Consider the following 20,350-nt stretch of genomic DNA (forward strand, 5'->3'; position numbering starts at 1 on the left):
TTGAAAGAGAGATTATATTTATGGCGAATACACCTTCTGCTCGAAAAGCGGTGCGCAAGGTTGCGGCGCGCACACAGGTTAATAAGGCCCGCCGTTCACGCGTTCGTACTTTTATACGTAAGTTTGATGATGCTTTAGCGGGTGGCGATAAGGCATCTGCAGAGATTGCATTTAAGAATTTTGAGCCTGAAATTATGCGTGCAGTTTCTAAAGGGGTTTTTCATAAAAATGCTGCTGCGAGGAAAGTATCGCGTTTAGCTAAACGTTTGAAGGCTCTCAGCGTTTAAGCTTTTTCTCCTTTAATTGAGAACAAAGCCAGTATCCATGAGGATGCTGGCTTTTTGTTTATTATTTCAAAAGTTTCTATTGAAAATAAGAATCGATAATGATTCTCCACTTGAAAAAGGAGAGAAAGTTTATAGAGGGAGGTATGGTTATCCACAAGCTTTGTGGATTTGTACAGAGTCTTTTTTGTCAAGCATTTTATTTTTTTTTTTAAATCTGAAGAGATTCTTTAATTATTGGTAAATTTAGAGAAAAAAAATGAATTGAATCAATATTTTTTTCAGTCCTCATTAATATAAGCATTTTTTTCGGGTTTTTTGATTTTATTTTGACCTCTTGCATTTTACCTCTGCTGTTTTGTATGGTTCTTATGAAGACTAAGAAGCATGAAGGGGTCACATCAGCGCATTATTCTGTATTTTGTTGAATACAAGATGTTTTGATTTAGGCTTTTCGAAACTTTTGTGTTGGAGAGGTTTTCTGACGGTTTTTTAGTTTTCTTAATGGATATGTTTACCATTTTAGAAGGGTGGGTCATATCATGAGTGCAAGTAAATCTTATTGGTCATCTTTGTTAGTAGGGTTGTGATGAGGCTATCCTAGGGGAGGGTGAGTAATCTTATTTGGGGTAGGGCGTTTTGCCTTCGCTAGATTTATTTTAGTTGTTTGGCAGGACAAAATTTTATTTTTATCAGGATGGAAGATGGTGGATAAATTGAACTCTAAAGCTAGTTCCTTTAAAAGGGTTTCGGTAAATATCCTGTCGGCAGAGAACATAATAAAGAATAGGATGACGGAAAGTGATGAGAACGTTTGTAGAAATGCTTCTATAGGGCATTCTATTGTTTCAGAGGAGGAAAGTGCGGCGGCTTTTATACGTGTTATGGCGCAATTAAAGGTGCAGGTTGGTGTTGAGGCTTATACCAGTTGGTTTGGACGTGTGAAGCTTGCTGAATATAGTCATACTCTTGTAAAGCTTTCTGTTCCTACTGCTTTTTTACGTTCATGGATTAATAATCACTATGGTTCTCTTTTGACTCATTTATGGAAACAAGAGAATTCAGCAATTCTTCGTGTTGAAGTTATTGTTCGTGGTATGGAACGCGTTTCAAGAGATGTCGTTTGTAAAAGAAGTGTTCCTCCTGTTGTGCTAGAGGAGCAGGCGACTTCATCTTTTGTTGAAAGTTGCGCAGAGCATTCAGTTAAGAATTCTCAAACGGGAGTTTTTGGATCTCCACTTGATTCTCGCTATACTTTTGAAAGTTTTGTTGAGGGGGCTTCTAATCGTGTTGCTTTAGCAGCTGCGCGTTCCATTGCAGAGGGGCATAAAAGTGCCTTACGTTTTAATCCTCTTTTTATTCACGCATCTGTTGGCTTAGGAAAAACACATTTGCTTCAAGCGATTGCTGCTTCTGCATTGAAGCGTTTAACGTCTGCGCGCGTTATTTATTTAACTGCTGAATATTTTATGTGGCGTTTTGCAACAGCTATTCGTGATAATGATGCTCTTTCTTTTAAAGAACAGCTTCGTGATATCGACCTTTTGATTATTGATGATATGCAGTTTTTGCAGGGTAAGTCGATACAACATGAGTTTTGCCATTTGCTTAATATGTTGCTTGATAGTGCAAAACAGGTTGTTGTCGCTGCAGATCGTCCACCAGCAGAATTAGAATCGCTTGATCTTCGCGTTCGCTCTCGTCTTCAGGGAGGGGTAGCTCTTGAAATTGAAGCACCAGATTATGAAATGCGTTTGCAAATGTTGCGCCAGCGGTTGAAGGTGGCACAACAAGATGATGGCATGGTATCAATTTCTGATGATATCTTGGAATATATTGCGAAAACGGTTTTAGGGTCGGGGCGTGATATTGAAGGTGCGTTTAATCAGCTCTTGTTTCGTCAATCTTTTGAGTCTGATTTATCTTTAGAGCGGATTGATGAGTTATTAGGTCATTTGACACGTCCTAGTGAACCTAAGCGTATTCGGATTGAAGAAATTCAGCGTACGGTAGCACGCCATTATAATGTTTCTAAACAGGACTTGTTATCTAATCGTCGAACACGTACGGTTGTGAAGCCACGGCAAGTTGCAATGTATTTAGCAAAAGTATTAACTCCTCGCTCATTACCAGAAATTGGGCGCCGTTTTGGTGGGCGTGATCATACAACAGTTTTACACGCTGTGCGTAAAATTGAAGATTTGGTTTGTGGTGATCAGACCTTGGCTAAGGAACTTGAGTTGCTTAAGCGGTTGATTGGAGAACAGGCTGTATAGTGTTTATCGTTTCTTTCTTTGGAGAGACTTTAAAGAATTTAATGAAAAGATTTATTTTTTCTTATGCAGGAGTGACTTGCCATTTTAAGAGAGGTTTAATAAACTCTAGCAGGCGATTCTTAAAGAGGGTCTATTCTTTAAGTCTAAAGAATTCTTATAGTTTTTAGTAAATCATACGGGGCTTTTATGCGGATTACAGTTGATCGCAGTCAATTTCTCAAGTCTCTTGGTCGGGTTCACCGTGTGGTAGAGCGCCGTAATACTGTTCCTATTTTATCGAATGTGTTGATTGATGCAGAAAATGGCCGTGTACAGTTAAAAGCAACAGACCTTGATTTAGAGGTTATGGAATCTTTTGCAGTTAATGTTAAACAAGCTGGAGCAACAACTGTTCCGGCACATTTGCTCTATGATATCATTCGAAAACTTCCTGATAGCAATGAAGTTGTATTATCCCTCGATGAGAATCAAGCAGGTACAATGTCCGTTGTTTCGGGTTGTGCACATTTTCAGCTTCAATGTCTTCCGAAGGCAGACTTTCCAGAGTCGCTTCCTGGGCAATTTGGTTATCGTTTTTCTTTATCGGCATCAGGCTTAAAACATTTACTTGATTGTACACAATTTGCCATTTCTACTGAAGAAACCCGTTATTATCTTAATGGTATTTATTTCCATATTATTAATGATGGTGTTTTGAAATTGCGTTTGGTTGCAACTGATGGTCATCGTTTGGCACAAGTTGAGATGGAAGCTCCTTCGGGAGTTGAGGGAATGCCTAGTGTTATTGTTCCCCGTAAAGCTGTAGGAGAATTGCAAAAACTTCTTTCAGAAGAAAATGATAGCGATGTATGTATAGAGCTTTCGGAGACAAAAATTCGTTTTTCTATAGGCTCTGTGATTTTTACATCAAAATTAATTGATGGAACATTTCCAGATTATCAACGTGTTATCCCTCTTGGAAATGATAAAGAATTAATTGTTAATAGGCAGGACTTTTCTTCTGCAGTTGATCGTGTTTCAACGATTTCAAGTGATCGGGGGCGTGCAGTTAAATTAACGATTGAGCATGGACAGTTAAGGCTTGTTGTTAATAGCCCAGATTCGGGCAGTGCAGAAGATCAATTATCAGTAACTTATGCATCTGAACCGCTTGAGATAGGATTTAATTCACGTTATCTTTTGGATATTGCTGGGCAGCTTTCAAGTGATGAGATGGTTTTTATGTTGGCTGAGGCTGGAGCACCAGCTCTGATTCGTGATAATGATGATGCGGATGTGCTCTATGTACTGATGCCTATTCGCGTTTAGGGGCAGTTGTTTTGCAATGCATGGCCAGTCATGTGCACAAAGTGGCAGTGAGGCAGCTGAAGCTTTTACGTTATCGCAATTATTCTTTTTTCAATATTCATTTTTCTGGTCAGCATGTGGTTTTTACTGGCCATAATGGTGCTGGTAAGACGAATCTTTTAGAGGCGTTATCTTTTCTTTCTCCTGGTCGTGGTTTGCGGCGTGCTGTTTATTCTGACGTTAGTTTTGTAGATGGTGGTGGTGGAGGATTTGTTGTATTTGCGCGTCTTGAATGCGCTCTTTATGGTGAAGTAAAGATTGGTACAGCTTTTGAGGTTAGCGATAACAGTCGAAAGGTCCATATTAATGGTGTGAATGAGTCGAGTGATTGCCTAACAGATTATTGTCATATTAGTGTCCTAACACCGTCTATGGATGGTCTTTTTACAGGTCCTTCACTTGAGCGCCGTAGTTTTTTGGACCGTATGGTTTTGGCGATTGATCCCTTGCATAGGCGCCGCATAGCCGATTATGATAGAGCTATGCGCGCACGTAATCGTTTGTTTTTAGATGGAAATGAAGATTGTGCTTGGTTTGATGCTTTAGAAAAGCAAATGGCAGAATTGGCGACAGCTATTTCTGCGGCGCGTGTTGATGTTATTCGTCTTTTAAATGACATGTTTACACAAATGCCCTCACAGATACCTTTTCCACGAGCTTTTTTGCAAATTGATGGTTTTTTAGAAACAGCTCTTAGTGAAATATCAGCAACTGAAGTTGAAGAACAATTTTGTGATCGATTGCGGCATAATCGCGCAATGGATCGTGCTGCTGGTCGGACGTTAGAAGGACCACATCGTGCAGATTTGCAGGTTTTTTATGCTGATAAAAATAGAGCAGCAACATCTTGTTCAACAGGTGAACAAAAAGCGCTGCTAACAGGTTTAGTTTTGTGTCATGCACGTCTAACAGGTATGATGTCGGAAAGATCTCCTATTCTTCTTCTTGATGAAATGGCTGCCCATCTTGATTCGCATCGACGTGCTGCTCTATTTGATATTCTTGATGATTTAGCTGTACAAACATTTATGACAGGAACAGATCGTCTTTTATTTGATGACTTAAAAGGACGCGCAGAATTCTTTGAGATTAAGGATGGAGCTTTATTGCCGTAAAAACATGCTAAATATTTTTTTAATAAGTGATAGGTCTGAAAGAAAAGGCTTGCTATGTCAGAGATAATAACGATTTTAAATGGTCCTAATTTAAATTTTCTAGGTCAACGTGAGCCAGAAATTTATGGAACTGAAACTCTAGAAGATATTGAAAAAAGATGCAGAGAATGGGCAAAAAAAAATGATATTATAATAAATTTTTATCAAAGTAACTATGAAGGGCAATTAGTGGCATGGATACAAGAAGCAATAGAGGCAAGTTCTGGATTGATCATTAACCCAGCGGCTTACAGTCATACATCTGTTGCACTTCTTGATGCTCTAAAAATGTTTTCAGGGCCGAAAGTAGAAGTTCATTTATCTCATATTTATCAGCGTGAAGCTTTTCGTCACCATTCTTATACATCTGCAGGTGTAGACGCTATCATAACTGGGTGTGGAGGTGATGGATATCGGTTTGCACTTGAGTATATTGCAAAACAATTAAGCAAAACAATTAAATTGTGATAGGTAAAGAGTAAGCGTTTAATAAGAGTAATATAGGCATTTAATTCTCTTGATAATTATTTTCAAATCTGTACAATGTGAGGTATATATTTATGACAGTTTTTAGTGCGTATGACGGGGGTAAATAGAGATGAAAAGCTTTGTTAGACAATTAGAAATGCTTGTGATTTTAGGGGGAGCACTGCTTTTGTCTGGTTGTAAAATTGATGTTATGCAGCCATCAGGTTATGTTGCACGTCAACAGCTCATTTTGATCGTTGTTTGTGTGGTGGTGATGCTTTGTATTGTTATCCCAGTTATGGTGAGTGTGGTATTTTTAGCTATAAAATATCGTGCATCGAATATGAAAGCGGACTATTCTCCTGATTGGGCACATTCAAATAAAATTGAAGCATTGATGTGGGGTATTCCAGTTGTAATTGTAATGGTTTTAGGTTCATTAACAGCTTATTATACCTATAAGCTTGAACCTACAAATCCTCTTCCAGTGGAAGTTGTAGGTGAAGGAAAGCCATTACAGATTGATGCTGTTGCTCTTGATTGGAAATGGCTTTTTATTTATCCTGAATACGGTGTTGCATCGATTAATGAGATTTATGCGCCTGAAGGACGTCAAGTTTTATTGCAATTGACGTCAGAGAATTCTGTCAATGCTTTTTGGGTTCCCAAATTGGGTACAGTTCTTTACGCTATGCCGCAGATGAATGCTAAGTTGCATTTGGTCGCTGAAGAGCAAGGAGTATTCAAAGGAGCCTCAGCAAATTATAGTGGTGATGGTTTTTCGGGTATGCGGTTTAAGTGGCATTCTGTGTCTTTGCAGGATTTTGAGGATTGGATTGTAAAAGCTCGGGCTAATGGTCGAGTACTTGATCGTTCATCTTATCGTCAACTTTCTATTGCGCCTCGTATGGGTGATATTGCTGCGAAGGAAAAAGATGCTGAAGTTCGTTATTTTGCACCTGTTGAGAAGCGGCTTTACTATCGTGTTGTGAATCGATGTGTCGATGAAAAGACGGTATGTAATGAAGATTTAATGAAACGTGCTGCTGCTCAGACGCTATGGGGTGCACTATGTTCAGTATTTGATCCTGATGTTATTTAACAGAGTCAATAAAGTAAAGAGCCCTTTTAACAAAGGTTTCTTTTAAACTTGAATTTCATTTGAAATGGGTTGAGAAATGTTTGGAAGACTTACAGATCCTACGGCAGGTGCTTTTCATGCGCTTGCACATGAACCGATCGTTTTGTATACATGTATTGCGATTGTTTTGGTTGGTTTAATTGCTGTTATTGCTCTAACAGTACTTGGGTGGTGGGGGATTCTATGGCGAAATTGGATTACAACGGTTGACCATAAACGCATAGGTATTATGTACATCGTTCTTGGAATTATTATGCTTGTTCGCGGTTTTGCGGACGCACTTATGATGCGAACGCATCAAGCTTTAGCTCTTGGGAGTGAAACAGCAGGTTATTTGCCCCCTGAGCATTTTGATCAAATTTTTTCGGCGCATGGTACGATCATGATTTTTTTCATGGCCACGCCTATTTTATTTGGTCTTTTTAATTATCTTATACCACTTCAAATTGGTGCGCGTGATGTTGCTTTTCCCTTTGCAAATAATCTAGGTTTTTGGATTACGGCTGCAGGGGCGATATTGATTAACATATCCCTAGGTGTTGGGAATTTTGGTCGTGGTGGTTGGTTGATGTATCCACCTTTTACAGAATTGCAAACGAGTCCAGATACAGGGGTAGATTATTATTTATGGTCACTTCAGCTTTCTGGTATTGCAACAACAATGGGATCAGTGAATTTTATTGCAACGATGATTAAAATGCGTGCTCCTGGAATGACAATGATGAGAATGCCTATTTTTTGTTGGAGTGCTTTTGTCAGCAATGTTCTTATTGTAGTCATTTATCCTGTTTTGGCTGTAGCATTTGCACTCTTGGCATGTGATCGTTATTTGAACATGAATTTCTTTACCAATGTTGGTGGCGGAAATCCGATGGTATGGATTAACTATGTTTGGGTTTTTGGTCATCCTGAGGTTTATGTTTTGGTTGTTCCTGCTTTTGGAATTGTTTCTGAAGTTGTATCAACTTTTTCTTCAAAACGCCTCTTTGGTTATACTTCAATGATATGGGCCATGTTGGTTATTTTGATTCTTTCGCTTCTTGTTTGGGGCCATCATTTCTTCACAATGGGTGGGGGTGAAGCTGTAAATACCTTCTTTAGTATTGCTACGATGATTATTGCAGTTCCAACCGGTGTAAAAGTTTTTAATTGGCTGCTTACGATGTATAGAGGTCGGATTCGCTTTGAGCCTCCTATGCTTTGGTGCATGGGTATGATCTTTACATTTGTTGGTGGTGGATTAACAGGTGTTTTATTATCTATTGTTCCTGCTGATTGGCAGTTTCATAATTCGCTCTTTTTGATAGCACATTTCCATCATACAATTATTGGAGGTGTGGTTTTTGCGTACTTAGCGGGGATTGCATTTTGGTTTCCAAAAGTTTTTGGTTATAAACCAAATCGCATACTAGGTATTACATCTTTTTGGTGTTGGTTTATTGGTTTTTACCTTGCCTTTTTCCCCGTTTATGCGCTTGGTTTAATGGGGGCGACGCGTCGTCTTCAGCATTACATGGAACCTAGTTGGCAGCCGATGTTTATTATTGCTGCATTGGGTGCTTGTATTATCTTACTTGGTATCCTTTGTTTTGTGCTACAGGTTGTTTTGGCGATTTGGTACGGTATTAAGCATAAAGGGCACTTACCGGTAACATTAAATGATTCTTGGGGTGATGCACGTACACTTGAATGGTTTACCTCTTCACCGCCTCCTTCTTATAATTTTGCCCTCCTTCCAAAGATACAGTCTGATGATGCTTATTGGAATATGAAGAAAAGTGGTTATCAACGGCCGACAAGTGGATTTACAAAAATTCATATGCCATCGAATACATCGGCTGGAATTATTGCTGGCTTCTTCTCATTAGTTGTTGGTTTTGCGCTTGTTTGGCATATTTGGTGGCTTGTTGCGGTTGGACTGGTTGGTTTTATTGCAACGCTTGTGTGTCATTCATTAACAGGTGATCATCATGGTTACTATATTCCAGCTGAAGAAGTGCAAAAAACTGAAGATGCCTTTACGGCTGTTCTTAAAGAGCAAGGAGTGACAGTATGAGTGCTGTAACAATGAATAACGCGAGTACTATAGATGAACTTCACCACGATAGTAGCTCGGTAATGACGTTTGGTTTTTGGGTCTATATTCTTTCAGACTTAATCCTGTTTTCGACACTGTTTTCAAGTTTTGCTGTATTTTCTGCTTCTTATGGTGGTGGTAAAGCGGGCAGTGAGTTTATAGATTTAAAGTTTGTTTTGGTTGAGACTGCTTTCTTGTTGTTTTCGTCCGTCACTTATGGCTTTGCAATGGTACAAGCACATAAAAATAACATCAGTGGTGTGCGTTTATGGATGGCTATTACCTTTGGATTGGGGTGTTGCTTCATTGGTATGGAACTTTACGAATTTCATGAACTTTTGAGTGAGGTTTTTTATTTTGATCCAAATGCTTATGCGGGTATTGATCCTGCAACAGGTTTACAGCTTTTTGGACGGGAAATTCTCTCTGCTTATTGGTCAGCATTTTTTGCTTTGGTTGGCACCCATGGACTTCACGTAAGTGTTGGCCTTCTTTGGATGGTTGTGATGTTTTTTCATCTTCGTCGTAATGGCTTGGATCAGAACAATAAAACACGTTTAGCATGTCTTTCCATTTTTTGGCATTTACTTGATATTGTATGGATTGGTGTTTTCACCATGGTTTATCTATTAGGAGCGTTGTGATGAGCGTGCAAAATGAAACACATGGTCCCAGTACTGGTTCCTATTTGGTTGGTTTTATTCTGGCTGTATTTTTCACTTTGGGTTCTTTTATTCCTGTGATGTATGGAATGATGGAAAGTTGGGCAGTTAGTACAAAGGTTGCGTATCTTATTGGGATGGCGATTATTCAGATTATAGTACAAATTGTTTTCTTTTTGCACTTGAATTCTGGTCCAGACGCCAAGTGGAATTTAAGCGCGTTGTGGTTTGCTGCTATTTGCGTTTTTGTTATTATTGGGGGAACTTGGTGGGCTATTTCTCATTTGAATTATAATATGATGGGTGGTTCAGGACGTGTTATTGAACCGGAAATATCAAGTAGAGATGATTCTTCAGTGTCTGAGCAGTTATCAAACAAAGATATATCCGTAAGAAAACAGCCAGAAAAGATACAGGGCTCAGAGGTTTCGATGGAGCAAGGTGCAAGTACGCAAACTCCTGTAGATCAAGCACTTGGTTCAGAAATGCCTATGGGGCAGGGTCTAAGTACGCAAACTCCTGTAGATCAAGCACCTGGTTCAGAAATGCCTATGGGGCAGGGTCTAAGTACGCAAACTCCTGTAGATCAAGCACCTGGTTCAGAAATGCCTATGGGGCAGGGTCTAAGTACGCAAACTCCTGTAGATCAAGCACCTGGTTCAGAAATGCCTATGGGGCAGGGTCTAAGTACGCAAACTCCTGTAGATCAAGCACCTGGTTCAGAAATGCCTATGGGGCAGGGTCTAAGTACGCAAACTCCTGTAGATCAAGCACCTGGTTCAGAAATGCCTATGGGGCAGGGTCTAAGTACGCAAACTCCTGTAGATCAAGCACCTGGTTCAGAAATGCCTATGGGGCAGGGTCTAAGTACGCAAACTCCTGTAGATCAAGCACCTGGTTCAGAAATGCCTATGGGGCAGGGTCTAAGTACGCAAACTCCTGTAGATCAAGCACCTGGTTCAGAAATGCCTATGGGGCAGGGTCTAAGTACGCAAACTCCTGTAGATCAAGCACCTGGTTCAGAAATGCCTATGGGGCAGGGTCTAAGTACGCAAACTCCTGTAGATCAAGCACCTGGTTCAGAAATGCCTATGGGGCAGGGTCTAAGTACGCAAACTCCTGTAGATCAAGCACCTGGTTCAGAAATGCCTATGGGGCAGGGTCTAAGTACGCAAACTCCTGTAGATCAAGCACCTGGTTCAGAAATGCCTATGGGGCAGGGTCTAAGTACGCAAACTCCTGTAGATCAAGCACCTGGTTCAGAAATGCCTATGGGGCAGGGTCTAAGTACGCAAACTCCTGTAGATCAAGCACCTGGTTCAGAAATGCCTATGGGGCAGGGTCTAAGTACGCAAACTCCTGTAGATCAAGCACCTGGTTCAGAAATGCCCATGGGGCAGGGTCTAGGTACGCAAACTCCTGTAGATCAAGCACCTGGTTCAGAAATGCCTATGGGGCAGGGTCTAGGTACGCAAACTCCTGTAGATCAAGCACCTGGTTCAGAAATGCCTATGGGGCAGGGTCTAGGTACGCAAACTCCTGTAGATCAAGCACCTGTTTCAGAAATGCCTATGGGGCAGGGTCTAGGTACACAAACTCCTGTAGATCAAGCACCTGGTTCAGAAATGCCTATGGGGCAGGGTCTAAGTACGCAAACTCCTGTAGATCAAGCACCTGGTTCAGAAATGCCCATGGAGCAAGGTCCAAATACGCAGTTTCCTGTGGAGTAGTTGTTAGAAATATCTACGGAGCTGATGCGGCATGTATCAGCTTCGTAGAAGAAATTTGTAGGATATAAAGCAGGAGATAAGTACAAGATATCAGTGGAATGAGTATCATTATTTTGAATATACTTTTAATTTAAAAGAGAAAGTCCGTGGGGTATTTAGCCAATCTTTAATTTTTGAGACAAATAGCTATTTGTAGAATATACAAAAAGTGATGTTTGTAAAATTTACTACAAAGAAAGAGAATGTGCGAAACAAATTTTTATATTGTGTGAGATAAAAAAGCTACGAAGCAGTAATATTTTTAGATTTAAAGAATTTATATTAAAGATAGCATTAAAATTATTTGTAATAATAATATGCAATTGAAATCAAAAATTTAGAGAATAATCAGAAAATTTAATGAAAACCGTTGCAATGACAGTTATAGGTGCTGGTTCTTTTGGTACTGCATTAGCGATAGCTCTTGCCCGTAATGGTCATAATGTTTTACTTTGGGGATATAGTCCTCAACATATCAAAGAATTACAGGAACAACGTTGTAATCAAGTATATTTACCCGATGTTCGATTTCCTGAAAATTTATTACTTGAAGCTTCCCTTGAAACTGCAATAACGGCAAGTCACAATATATTAATCGCTGTTCCAAGCCATGTATTTCATCAAGTTTTGTATAATATTCAGCCTTATTTAGATCAGCATTCACGCGTTATTTGGGCTACAAAAGGTTTAGAACATGGTACTGGACGTTTCTTACAAGAGGTTGCTCGTGAGATTTTAGGTGAAAAAATTCCTTTAGCTGTTTTTTCTGGACCAACTTTTGCTCAAGAACTAGCTATTGGTTGGCCTACTGCAATGACGATAGCAGCTTCTGATGTTGAGTTTGGTAAAGAATTGCAGCAACTTTTTCATTGTGACAAAAGTTTTAGAGTTTATAAAAGTTCAGATATGATTGGTGTTCAATTAGGGGGGGCAGTCAAAAATGTTATTGCTATTGGTGCAGGAATATCAGATGGCATAGGTTTTGGGGCAAATGCACGAATAGCTCTTATCACACGAGGACTAGCTGAAATCAGTCGTTTAGGGGAGGCTATGGGTGCTGAGCTTTCCACATTTATGGGAATGACAGGCTTAGGTGATCTGGTTTTGACATGTACTGATAATCAGTCGCGTAATCGCCGTTTTGGAATACTTCTTGGTAAAGGAATAGATATAAAAGAAGCAGAAAAACAAATTGGTCAGGTTGTGGAAGGATACTTAAATACCAAGGAAGTATATACGTTGGCGCAGCGTATTGGGGTAGAAATGCCCATTGTAGAACAAATTTATCAAATTCTCTATTGTGGTAAAAATATAACTGAAGCGGCAAACACATTACTAAGCCGCGCTCTCAAGGACGAAATTCAATGATATCCTGTTTTTTAATAATTCCAATCGTAAAAAATAGAAACATGCTATGATAGACATATAAAATAGATTTTATTGATGGTTGTATAAGGCAGTCATATTCCAGAAAATTATAGATTCATATCATTCGATTCTTTATGAAACATGGCTGAAATATAAAAGTTTTGGCTTTTGTCTAAGAGCTATCTCTTTGAAGATAAATTGTCGTTTCCACTTATACGTGTTTATGTAATGTAATGAACAAGATATTTTTATTGTCTCTTAAATTCATCTCACAATGATATTTGCAAACAGAATAATACAAGACTCATTAGGTAGAAGCATCTTATTTATGTAACGTATAAGCTAAGAATATCGGGGCAGGGATATTGTGAATCTCTGTTTTTGTAATTCTTTAAAACAAGAAGACAATCTAATTTGGGAAGAAGATGAAATTTTAAAGCTGAAAATCTGTTCCCATTTCTACAATCATTTTTAAATTCAGTTTTACGCTATCTAAAGCAATATCTTTTAAATAATGGAGATTATCTCACACCTTTATTTTTCTCATTTTCTAATGAAAGCATTTTTCTGATGTGTCAGGTAAAATAGAACGTCCAAAAAAACACGATTGCTGTTATATATTCACGTGCTTGTTTTAAAGAGACCTCTCTTAAAAATCCTAAGTCCAATTTGCGACGGTGACTGTGAATAGTGTAACCGATAAAGCTATTGTGCACATCCCCATCTTTATGTTTATGAAGGAGGAAGACGAGCATCATTACACCCCCAAATGTTGTGAGACAGCTCTTGGCACTTGAAGCTGTTCAGTAGAGATATTTAAGCCTTTTATTTTCTCACATGTCAATTCTGTTTTTTATATGCAAGAAATGATTTTTGGAATTATAACTTTGAAAGTCTAAGATTGAAAAAATGTTATTGTACTTGTTTGTGGCTGTCATTTAAACTGAAAAATAATGTGATTATAAAGATAAAAAATTGATTTATATAAATAATTCATTTTATTTTTGTATTGGGTTAATTAAAAATATATGTTTGCTTGTCACAAGCGGGTTAGTATGTGGATAAAAATTATTAAAGATACTTCTAATGAATCATCTCAAGTGTCAAGGGTTGTTTCAATATTAGAACATGGCAAGTAAAATGACGGTGTCGGTTTGTCATCTGTATAAACATTAAAATGGTGGTAAAAAAAGGATTTTATGTACTTCACAAGGATTTTTTATATGTTCTACAGGTACCATTGTGAAATGGAATGGCGTGCATTGAGAGATATCTTTAAAAAATGCATGAAGGAGAAACAGCTATAGTGTTTTTGGGTGTTCTATTTTACCTGACACATCAGAGCAATGCTTTCATTAAAGAACAATAGTAAGATTATGATTGATTTCTTTACGCCTTCATATTCATCCTAAATTAGATTGTATTTGCGTTTCAAGAATAAATCAAACGGTAGGAATATTTTTTTCAATTTGCTACACAAAAGCTGAAACTAAGGGTTTTAATAATTCTCTAATCTCTGTTTCAAACTGCGGTGGCATGAGGGTTGGATATTGATTTATAAGCAATGGCAAAAGCGTATGCTTTAGTAAGGTAAATAACGTCATAAAATACACACTTTATCAACCATGGATTGAAGAAATATTCCGGCTTTTATAAAATATTTTGCGAAACAAGGCATCGTACATCTGGTTTTGTATTGACTTATTCTTACAAACATTTGCACATATTCCTTACGTCATATTATTATAAGTCAATACACTATTATATAGCTGAGAAAGTACTCAATACCCGATTAAAGCACTATGTACATGATTGATTTTCTTTTTTAGTGCAATGAAATAAATTTTATTCTTCTTGGGAATCGTCACTTTTTTTCAGTTCTTCAAGTATTGGCATAGACATGATGTTATAGCCTGAATCAACATAATGGATTTCACCTGTAACACCTGATGATAAGTCAGAGAGTAGATAAAGAGCAGATTTTCCAATTTCATGAATATCTACGGTACGCCGTAATGGGGCATTACGGCGTTGATGTGAAAATATTGCCCGTGCAGCTGCAATACCATTACCTGCTAAAGTTCTAACAGGACCAGCGGAAATCGCATTGACACGAATATTTTGAGGACCAAAGTCCGCTGCTAAATAACGTACCATAGCTTCTAAAGCTGCTTTAGCAACACCCATGATGTTATAATTAGGCACAACTTGCTGTGAAGCACCGTAGGTAAGAGTTAAAAGTGTTCCTCCATTGGGCATAAGCTTACCCGCGCGCTGGGCAATTTCAGTAAAGGAATAAGCTGAAATAACCATCGTGCGTTGAAAGTTTTCACGTGTTGTAACATCAACGTAACGCCCTTTTAGCTGAGTTTTATCTGAAAAACCAATGGCATGGACAATAAAATCAATTGTTTTCCATTCTTTTTCAAGTTGCTCAAAGACGTAATCAATATTTTCACTTTTTTCAACGTCACACTCTAGCACTAATTTGCAGCCAAGTTTATCTGCTAGGGGATGAACACGTTTTCCAAAAGCATTTCCTTGATAAGTCAACGCTAATTCCGCTCCTGCTTGTGCGAGCTGACAGGCAATGCCCCAAGCAATTGAATGGTCATTCGCAATTCCCATAATAAGGCCGCGTTTGCCCTCCATCAAACCTTTCATATTATTCTCCGTAAGACCGTACTTTTTTCAATTACTAAGAGCTTTTGTTTATACATAACGTTGGAAAACAAGCGTTGCATTGGTACCGCCAAAGCCAAAAGTATTCGACAATACGGTATTCAGTTGTTGATGATCACGTCGTTCACGAACGATTGGCATATCAGCAAAAGCTGGATCAAGTTCTTCAATATGGGCACTTTCACAAATAAAATTATGATTCATCATTAACAATGTATAGATTGCTTCGTGAACACCTGCTGCTCCCAAGGAATGTCCTGTTAGAGACTTGGTAGCGGAAATGGGGGGGCATTGATCACCTGCTCCAAAGACACGACGGATAGCTTCTATCTCAGGAGGATCACCAACAGGAGTTGCTGTCGCATGGGGATTGATATAATCAATTTTATTATCGACTGTTGCAAGGGCCATGCGCATGCATCGTTCTGCTCCCTCTCCTGATGGGGCAACCATATCATGTCCATCGGATGTCGCACCGTATCCAACGATTTCTCCGTAGATTTTTGCACCACGTGCTTTAGCAAGTTCTAAATCTTCAAGGACTAAAACGCCAGCACCTCCAGCAATGACAAAACCATCACGATTAACATCATAAGCACGTGAAGCTTTGTGAGGAATGTCATTATATCTGCTGGACATAGCGCCCATGGCATCGAATAAAACAGATAGTGTCCAATCCAAATCTTCGCAGCCACCGGCAAAGATGCGCTTCTGTTTACCATATTGTATCATTTCGTAAGCATTACCAATACAATGATTGGAGGTAGCACAAGCTGAAGAGATTGAATAATTGATCCCCTTTATTTTAAAGAAAGTTGCTAATGTTGCAGATGCTGTGGAACTCATCGCTTTAGGGACAACAAAAGGTCCAACACGTTTTGGACCTTTTTGGCGTGTAATGTCAGCAGCTTCTACGATTGAATGTGTTGAAGCACCTCCAGAACCCATAATAATACCCGTGTGTTCGTTCGATACTTCATGCGGTTCTAGACCCGCATCAGCAATTGCTTGATCCATGGCGATGTGATTCCATGCTGTTCCACGCCCATGAAAACGTAGAGCACGTCGATCTACGAGTTCTTCTATATTAATATCGGGCTTGCCATAAACTCTGCTACGAAAGCCTAATTCAGCATATTGAGGTGCGTAAGAAATTCCGGATTTTGCTTCACGTAAACTGGTTAAAACAGCTCTAGGATTATTTCCAATTGCGGAGACAATTCCCATTCCGGTTACAACAACTCGACGCATTCATACCTCCTCGTTCCATACAGAATAGTGAAAAGTTCTTTCTGACGGAAATAACGTTCAATCTTCTTTGAATAAAGCAACGCGTAAATCGTTCGCCTTATAAATAGTCTCTCCATCTGCTTTTAGCCACCCATCAGCTATTCCTAAGACTAAATTTCCACGTCGAATACGCTTAAAATCTATTTCATATTCAAGAATTTTGGTTTGTGGAGTTACCATCCCTGATAACTTTACTTCACCTGTTGATATTGCTCTTCCTTTGCCTGGTTCGCCTAGCCAACCAAGAAAAAAACCTGTTAATTGCCACATACCATCCAGTCCGAGACATCCTGGCATGACGGGATCGCCTATAAAGTGACAATTAAAGAACCACATGTCTGGTGTAATGTCAAATTCGGCGCGAACCATTCCTTTATCGTATTTACCATCAGTTTCACTAATTTGAGTGATTCGATGAATCATTAACATTGGCGGTGCTGGCAATTGCGCATTACCTCTACCAAACATTTCGCCGCGAGCGCAGCTTAGAAGCTCTTCATATGTGTAGCGAGACTTTTGTTCAGCCATTGTTACTCCATTTATTTGCATATATCTTTATTTCTGCGCTTTTCCCAACCTACTTTTAGAGCAAATTTTAAAGAGAGGGAAATGATTTTATATCATTTTTAATGACAAAAGCCTTTTTTTATGTATTCTACATAGGTAATTATTTAAAAATGGAATACAAGATTACACCATACTATTCCCATTTTTTTGTATTTTGATCTTATTTAGCAGGAATATATTTGGGTTTGTAATTATGTCAGTGAGTGCAGACAATTTAGATATGAATGAAGAGCAGCAGTTCACAAAAGAGTGTGGAAAAATTGTGCAATATTATTCCATTTCTATGTTAGAAAAACATTTGCGTCAAAATGGTCTGCGTCCAACACGTCAGCGGTTGGAACTTGCACATATGATTTTTTCTCAAGGAAATCGTCATATTACTGCTGAAGAGCTCTATGAGGAAGCGGTGAGGGCAGGTGTACCTGTATCTTTAGCAACGGTTTATAATACGCTTCATCAATTTACGGAAGCGGGATTATTACGGATTATTGCCGTAGAAGGCTCAAAAACTTGGTTTGATACCAATACCTCTGATCACTACCATTTTTATATAGAAGGCGAAAATCGTATTCTTGATATTCCTTATAATTTGGAAGAAGCTCCCATTATTAGAAATTTGCCTAAGCCACCAGAAGGTATGGAAATTTCACATGTTGATTTAATCGTGCGATTGAAACCAAAAAATCAATCTTGTGATAGGCAGTGAGGATATTCAATGAGGAATAAAAATTAAACTTGTTGAGTTTGAGTATTCACCAACCTTTTACTTTTTCATCAGGATAGATTCCCCATAACTGGGGTTGCTGAAGCCATCCGCGCGTATTATTAATGTTTAGTTCGCACCATTGTCCATCACATTGGCGGATGTTACCAATGACGTTAGGTTCTACTTCCGCCACAAGTTCTGCGTTGTCGGTGGGGTTTTTTCGTAGCATCAGCCTTTTTGTTTTATCTTTTTGCCATGGAATAGTTATAGCAGTTCGCTTTCCCGATAAAAGCGATTGATACACCCATCCCTCATCGCCTTCTGCATCACGAATTTTGCGCCATTGATCATATTCTTGAATGATTTCAATAGGTAAGCCCTTCTTTTTGTAGGTGAAAATGATTGAATAGTTGCTTCCTGGTCCGACGCGTACATTAACGCTGGTGGGTTTAATCGAAGCAAATCGCGGAAGTGGTAAACCACTGGGCCCTAAATTTTGATTAAATGTTTGTGCATGCAACAAATGAGATGAACCCAATACAATGACTATTGCTATTAAGATACATGATATGAGTATTGAAACGCGAAACCAACGAGAATTTTGCACACCGAACTCCTTTATTTCGTCATATATTGGAAATTTAAAATCTGAAAGATAAGACTGGAAACTGATAAAAAGTATGACACATTGCTCGTTAAAGAGATCTAAACGATGAAAAAATTGCTACAAAAATATCAAAATAAGGAAAACAAAAGGTTTGTATTTCTTAGTGCTTATCTTGTTTATGAGGGGGTAGATATAAATAAACATTAGATTTTTATGTAGCTGTAAGCGTGATAAAACAGTAAAGTATATTGGAGCCATAGGCAGTTTTTGTACAGGAAATTAGGGCTAAAGTATTGCATCTCTTTTTTGAGTTTGTTTCTCAAAGTAAAAGTGCATGTATGCATACTATGAACAAAGAGCTGTTCAGAAAGGGATTATTGTGTGGCTTGAAAAGAAGTTTTGAATGAACAAAATAATACGATAAATAAAACATTTAAGCGTAAAAATATGAGCAACATTATAGAGTAGATTGATATATGAAGGGCTAATTTTAACAGGACACTTTTTCGTGATAATTCATTTATAAAATTTTCTACACTCTAATCTTATGCCATGATAATGCTTATCCGTATGGTAGATAAGCTGGCTCCATCGTTCTATTTACCAGCTTTCAATGTTATGCAGTTCCTATTATTTATAGTGTTTATAAGAAGCATTTTTGTTTTTTCTTAAATAGCTTTTATTCTATTTGCATACGAATCCCGCTTATGATGTACAAGAAAATAATCTTGATTGATTCAATATGAGAAAGTGTTGAGAAACTTTACGTTATTCAGAATTATTACTTAATATGAAAAACGATTACTTATAATAATAAATCTCCGCGTTAAAAACTTTAACTCGTTATTTAAATTTTAAAAACATTTCCATCAAAAATGGTAATAAAAGGCACATTCATCCATATTAAAATACAGTGTTTTCTCTGTTTATTGTCAATTTTCTTTTTCTCTAACTCAGTATAGAAGAAAGTTGAATGAAATAGAAAGGCTTATTCGATACACTGATGAGGGTAATTACATAAGTGATGAATAGAAGAAATTTATCAAGAAAAAAGAATCTATAGTGCAGTGGTTGAAATTCGTCATCCTTTAGAGAGATAGAATCAAGAGATATAAAAAGTTATGGAATTATATCGTTTCGTTACATAACTGAAGGGAAAGAGGATTATGAATTTGATATTATATTTTACACACAATCGCATATTGCGATAGTTATTTTTGTTTTGTAATCAGACCTAGGATGATCGAAAGATGTAGAATATTTAATGACAAAAAAGAAGTTCATCATGAAATTTGTACATAAGAAGCAGTGATGTAAGAGATATCCAGAAGGAGAAAATTATAGCGAAAAGTGATAATAAAACACCCCGCACTCAATTTACATAGGAAAAAGTCGCTTAAATATCTCAAGTGTAGTTTGTTATCTATTTTTAAAATATAAGAGTGAAATAAAAACCACCTCTATGATAGAAACCTTATTATTTTCAAATAACTAACATATTAGATAACATTGTACATAAAAACCTACCCAAGCAATTCATCGCAATTGCCTATGAAGATAAAATTTTCTAGTAGCTTACTATCTATTGCTTATGCAATTATATAATATCATAAAGTATATTACTTTACCGCAACAGTTCGTCCGTTACTAACAAAACCTTCTCTTTGTGCACGCTTACGAGCAAGCTTGCGTGTACGACGAATAGCTTCAGCTTTTTCACGAGCACGCTTCTCAGATGGCTTCTCATAATAACTACGCATTTTCATTTCACGGAAGATACCTTCACGCTGCATCTTTTTTTTCAACGCACGGAGCGCTTGGTCAACATTATTATCACGAACGAGTACTTGCACTATCTATCCTGCTTTTTTCAGTGTCATAAATGATAGGAAAAAACCTACGTCCTTTTAAAGGCATATCCAAAAGGACAAGCACTTATATCATATAAATGA

At 38.0% G+C, this 20,350-nt stretch carries 16 protein-coding genes; 11 read left to right on the plus strand and 5 right to left on the minus strand.

Features of this window, described 5'->3' with window-relative positions; all coding sequences use genetic code 11:
• Positions 1-20: 20 nt before the first annotated feature.
• The 10 genes from rpsT to gpsA all read left to right on the plus strand — a co-directional run bounded on the left by rpsT (position 21) and on the right by gpsA (position 12,546).
• The gene (gene rpsT, locus ACFIMK_RS06000; protein ID WP_273790272.1) at positions 21-287 is read left to right on the plus strand and encodes a 30S ribosomal protein S20; all 267 of its coding nucleotides are present in this window, start codon (positions 21-23) and stop codon (positions 285-287) included.
• A 701-nt stretch (positions 288-988) separates the two neighbouring features.
• The gene (dnaA, locus tag ACFIMK_RS06005; RefSeq protein WP_375638164.1) at positions 989-2,560 is read left to right on the plus strand and encodes a chromosomal replication initiator protein DnaA; all 1,572 of its coding nucleotides are present in this window, start codon (positions 989-991) and stop codon (positions 2,558-2,560) included.
• Between the two features lie 186 nt (positions 2,561-2,746).
• Positions 2,747-3,868, plus strand: coding sequence for a DNA polymerase III subunit beta (dnaN, locus tag ACFIMK_RS06010; protein ID WP_375638165.1), 1,122 nt, complete (start codon positions 2,747-2,749; stop codon positions 3,866-3,868).
• Positions 3,869-3,888: 20 nt separating this feature from the next.
• Positions 3,889-5,022: a DNA replication/repair protein RecF gene (recF, locus tag ACFIMK_RS06015; protein ID WP_375611469.1), complete on the plus strand. Its 1,134-nt coding sequence runs from the start codon at positions 3,889-3,891 to the stop codon at positions 5,020-5,022.
• A gap of 54 nt (positions 5,023-5,076) precedes the next feature.
• The gene (aroQ, locus tag ACFIMK_RS06020) at positions 5,077-5,529 is read left to right on the plus strand and encodes a type II 3-dehydroquinate dehydratase (RefSeq protein WP_375611431.1); all 453 of its coding nucleotides are present in this window, start codon (positions 5,077-5,079) and stop codon (positions 5,527-5,529) included.
• A gap of 130 nt (positions 5,530-5,659) precedes the next feature.
• The gene (cyoA, locus tag ACFIMK_RS06025) at positions 5,660-6,631 is read left to right on the plus strand and encodes a ubiquinol oxidase subunit II (protein ID WP_375611432.1); all 972 of its coding nucleotides are present in this window, start codon (positions 5,660-5,662) and stop codon (positions 6,629-6,631) included.
• Positions 6,632-6,707: 76 nt separating this feature from the next.
• Positions 6,708-8,726 (plus strand): cytochrome o ubiquinol oxidase subunit I, encoded by a 2,019-nt coding sequence (gene cyoB / locus ACFIMK_RS06030; RefSeq protein ID WP_375611433.1) that lies wholly within the window; start codon positions 6,708-6,710, stop codon positions 8,724-8,726.
• A complete protein-coding gene (locus ACFIMK_RS06035) occupies positions 8,723-9,391 on the plus strand; it encodes a cytochrome (ubi)quinol oxidase subunit III (RefSeq protein ID WP_375628427.1) in 669 nt (222 codons plus the stop codon). Before cyoB ends, ACFIMK_RS06035 begins: the two co-directional genes overlap by 4 nt.
• Positions 9,391-11,139 carry a cytochrome o ubiquinol oxidase subunit IV gene (gene cyoD, locus ACFIMK_RS06040; RefSeq protein WP_375693526.1) on the plus strand — a complete coding sequence of 583 codons (1,749 nt, stop codon included), beginning with the start codon at positions 9,391-9,393 and terminating at the stop codon, positions 11,137-11,139. Before ACFIMK_RS06035 ends, cyoD begins: the two co-directional genes overlap by 1 nt.
• Positions 11,140-11,538: 399 nt before the next feature.
• A complete protein-coding gene (gene gpsA, locus ACFIMK_RS06045) occupies positions 11,539-12,546 on the plus strand; it encodes an NAD(P)H-dependent glycerol-3-phosphate dehydrogenase (RefSeq protein ID WP_375612834.1) in 1,008 nt (335 codons plus the stop codon).
• Between the two features lie 1,845 nt (positions 12,547-14,391).
• Here gpsA and fabI read toward each other — a convergent pair.
• Genes fabI through fabA form a run of 3 tightly spaced genes read right to left on the minus strand, consistent with a single transcriptional unit; the run spans position 14,392 to position 17,046 of the window.
• Positions 14,392-15,210 carry an enoyl-ACP reductase FabI gene (gene fabI / locus ACFIMK_RS06050; protein WP_375610038.1) on the minus strand — a complete coding sequence of 273 codons (819 nt, stop codon included), beginning with the start codon at positions 15,208-15,210 and terminating at the stop codon, positions 14,392-14,394.
• Between the two features lie 48 nt (positions 15,211-15,258).
• Positions 15,259-16,479: a beta-ketoacyl-ACP synthase I gene (gene fabB / locus ACFIMK_RS06055; protein WP_375638167.1), complete on the minus strand. Its 1,221-nt coding sequence runs from the start codon at positions 16,477-16,479 to the stop codon at positions 15,259-15,261.
• Positions 16,480-16,536: 57 nt separating this feature from the next.
• Positions 16,537-17,046 (minus strand): 3-hydroxyacyl-[acyl-carrier-protein] dehydratase FabA, encoded by a 510-nt coding sequence (gene fabA / locus ACFIMK_RS06060; RefSeq protein WP_273722474.1) that lies wholly within the window; start codon positions 17,044-17,046, stop codon positions 16,537-16,539.
• 232 nt (positions 17,047-17,278) lie between these two features.
• On the opposite strand from fabA, the gene irrA reads away from it, so the two are divergent.
• On the plus strand, positions 17,279-17,791 hold the full coding sequence (irrA, locus tag ACFIMK_RS06065; protein ID WP_375612837.1) for an iron response transcriptional regulator IrrA: 513 nt from the start codon (positions 17,279-17,281) through the stop codon (positions 17,789-17,791).
• Positions 17,792-17,837: 46 nt separating this feature from the next.
• Here the strand turns inward: irrA and ACFIMK_RS06070 are convergent, their stop codons facing one another.
• A complete protein-coding gene (locus ACFIMK_RS06070) occupies positions 17,838-18,398 on the minus strand; it encodes an SH3 domain-containing protein (protein ID WP_375612838.1) in 561 nt (186 codons plus the stop codon).
• Positions 18,399-20,017: 1,619 nt separating this feature from the next.
• On the minus strand, positions 20,018-20,251 hold the full coding sequence (gene rpsU, locus ACFIMK_RS06075) for a 30S ribosomal protein S21 (RefSeq protein WP_012754552.1): 234 nt from the start codon (positions 20,249-20,251) through the stop codon (positions 20,018-20,020).
• Positions 20,252-20,350: the final 99 nt, after the last annotated feature.

Source organism: Bartonella sp. AP280QHHD, from assembly GCF_042196125.1.
GTDB lineage: Bacteria > Pseudomonadota > Alphaproteobacteria > Rhizobiales > Rhizobiaceae > Bartonella.

Bases quoted from the DNA above. Each gene is read 5' to 3' on its own strand.
- rpsT (WP_273790272.1), top strand. From the start codon at position 21: ATGGCGAATACACCTTCTGCTCGAAAAGCGGTGCGCAAGGTTGCGGCG.
- dnaA (WP_375638164.1), top strand. From the start codon at position 989: ATGGTGGATAAATTGAACTCTAAAGCTAGTTCCTTTAAAAGGGTTTCG.
- dnaN (WP_375638165.1), top strand. From the start codon at position 2,747: ATGCGGATTACAGTTGATCGCAGTCAATTTCTCAAGTCTCTTGGTCGG.
- recF (WP_375611469.1), top strand. From the start codon at position 3,889: ATGGCCAGTCATGTGCACAAAGTGGCAGTGAGGCAGCTGAAGCTTTTA.
- aroQ (WP_375611431.1), top strand. From the start codon at position 5,077: ATGTCAGAGATAATAACGATTTTAAATGGTCCTAATTTAAATTTTCTA.
- cyoA (WP_375611432.1), top strand. From the start codon at position 5,660: ATGAAAAGCTTTGTTAGACAATTAGAAATGCTTGTGATTTTAGGGGGA.
- cyoB (WP_375611433.1), top strand. From the start codon at position 6,708: ATGTTTGGAAGACTTACAGATCCTACGGCAGGTGCTTTTCATGCGCTT.
- ACFIMK_RS06035 (WP_375628427.1), top strand. From the start codon at position 8,723: ATGAGTGCTGTAACAATGAATAACGCGAGTACTATAGATGAACTTCAC.
- cyoD (WP_375693526.1), top strand. From the start codon at position 9,391: ATGAGCGTGCAAAATGAAACACATGGTCCCAGTACTGGTTCCTATTTG.
- gpsA (WP_375612834.1), top strand. From the start codon at position 11,539: ATGAAAACCGTTGCAATGACAGTTATAGGTGCTGGTTCTTTTGGTACT.
- fabI (WP_375610038.1), bottom strand. From the start codon at position 15,210: ATGAAAGGTTTGATGGAGGGCAAACGCGGCCTTATTATGGGAATTGCG.
- fabB (WP_375638167.1), bottom strand. From the start codon at position 16,479: ATGCGTCGAGTTGTTGTAACCGGAATGGGAATTGTCTCCGCAATTGGA.
- fabA (WP_273722474.1), bottom strand. From the start codon at position 17,046: ATGGCTGAACAAAAGTCTCGCTACACATATGAAGAGCTTCTAAGCTGC.
- irrA (WP_375612837.1), top strand. From the start codon at position 17,279: ATGTCAGTGAGTGCAGACAATTTAGATATGAATGAAGAGCAGCAGTTC.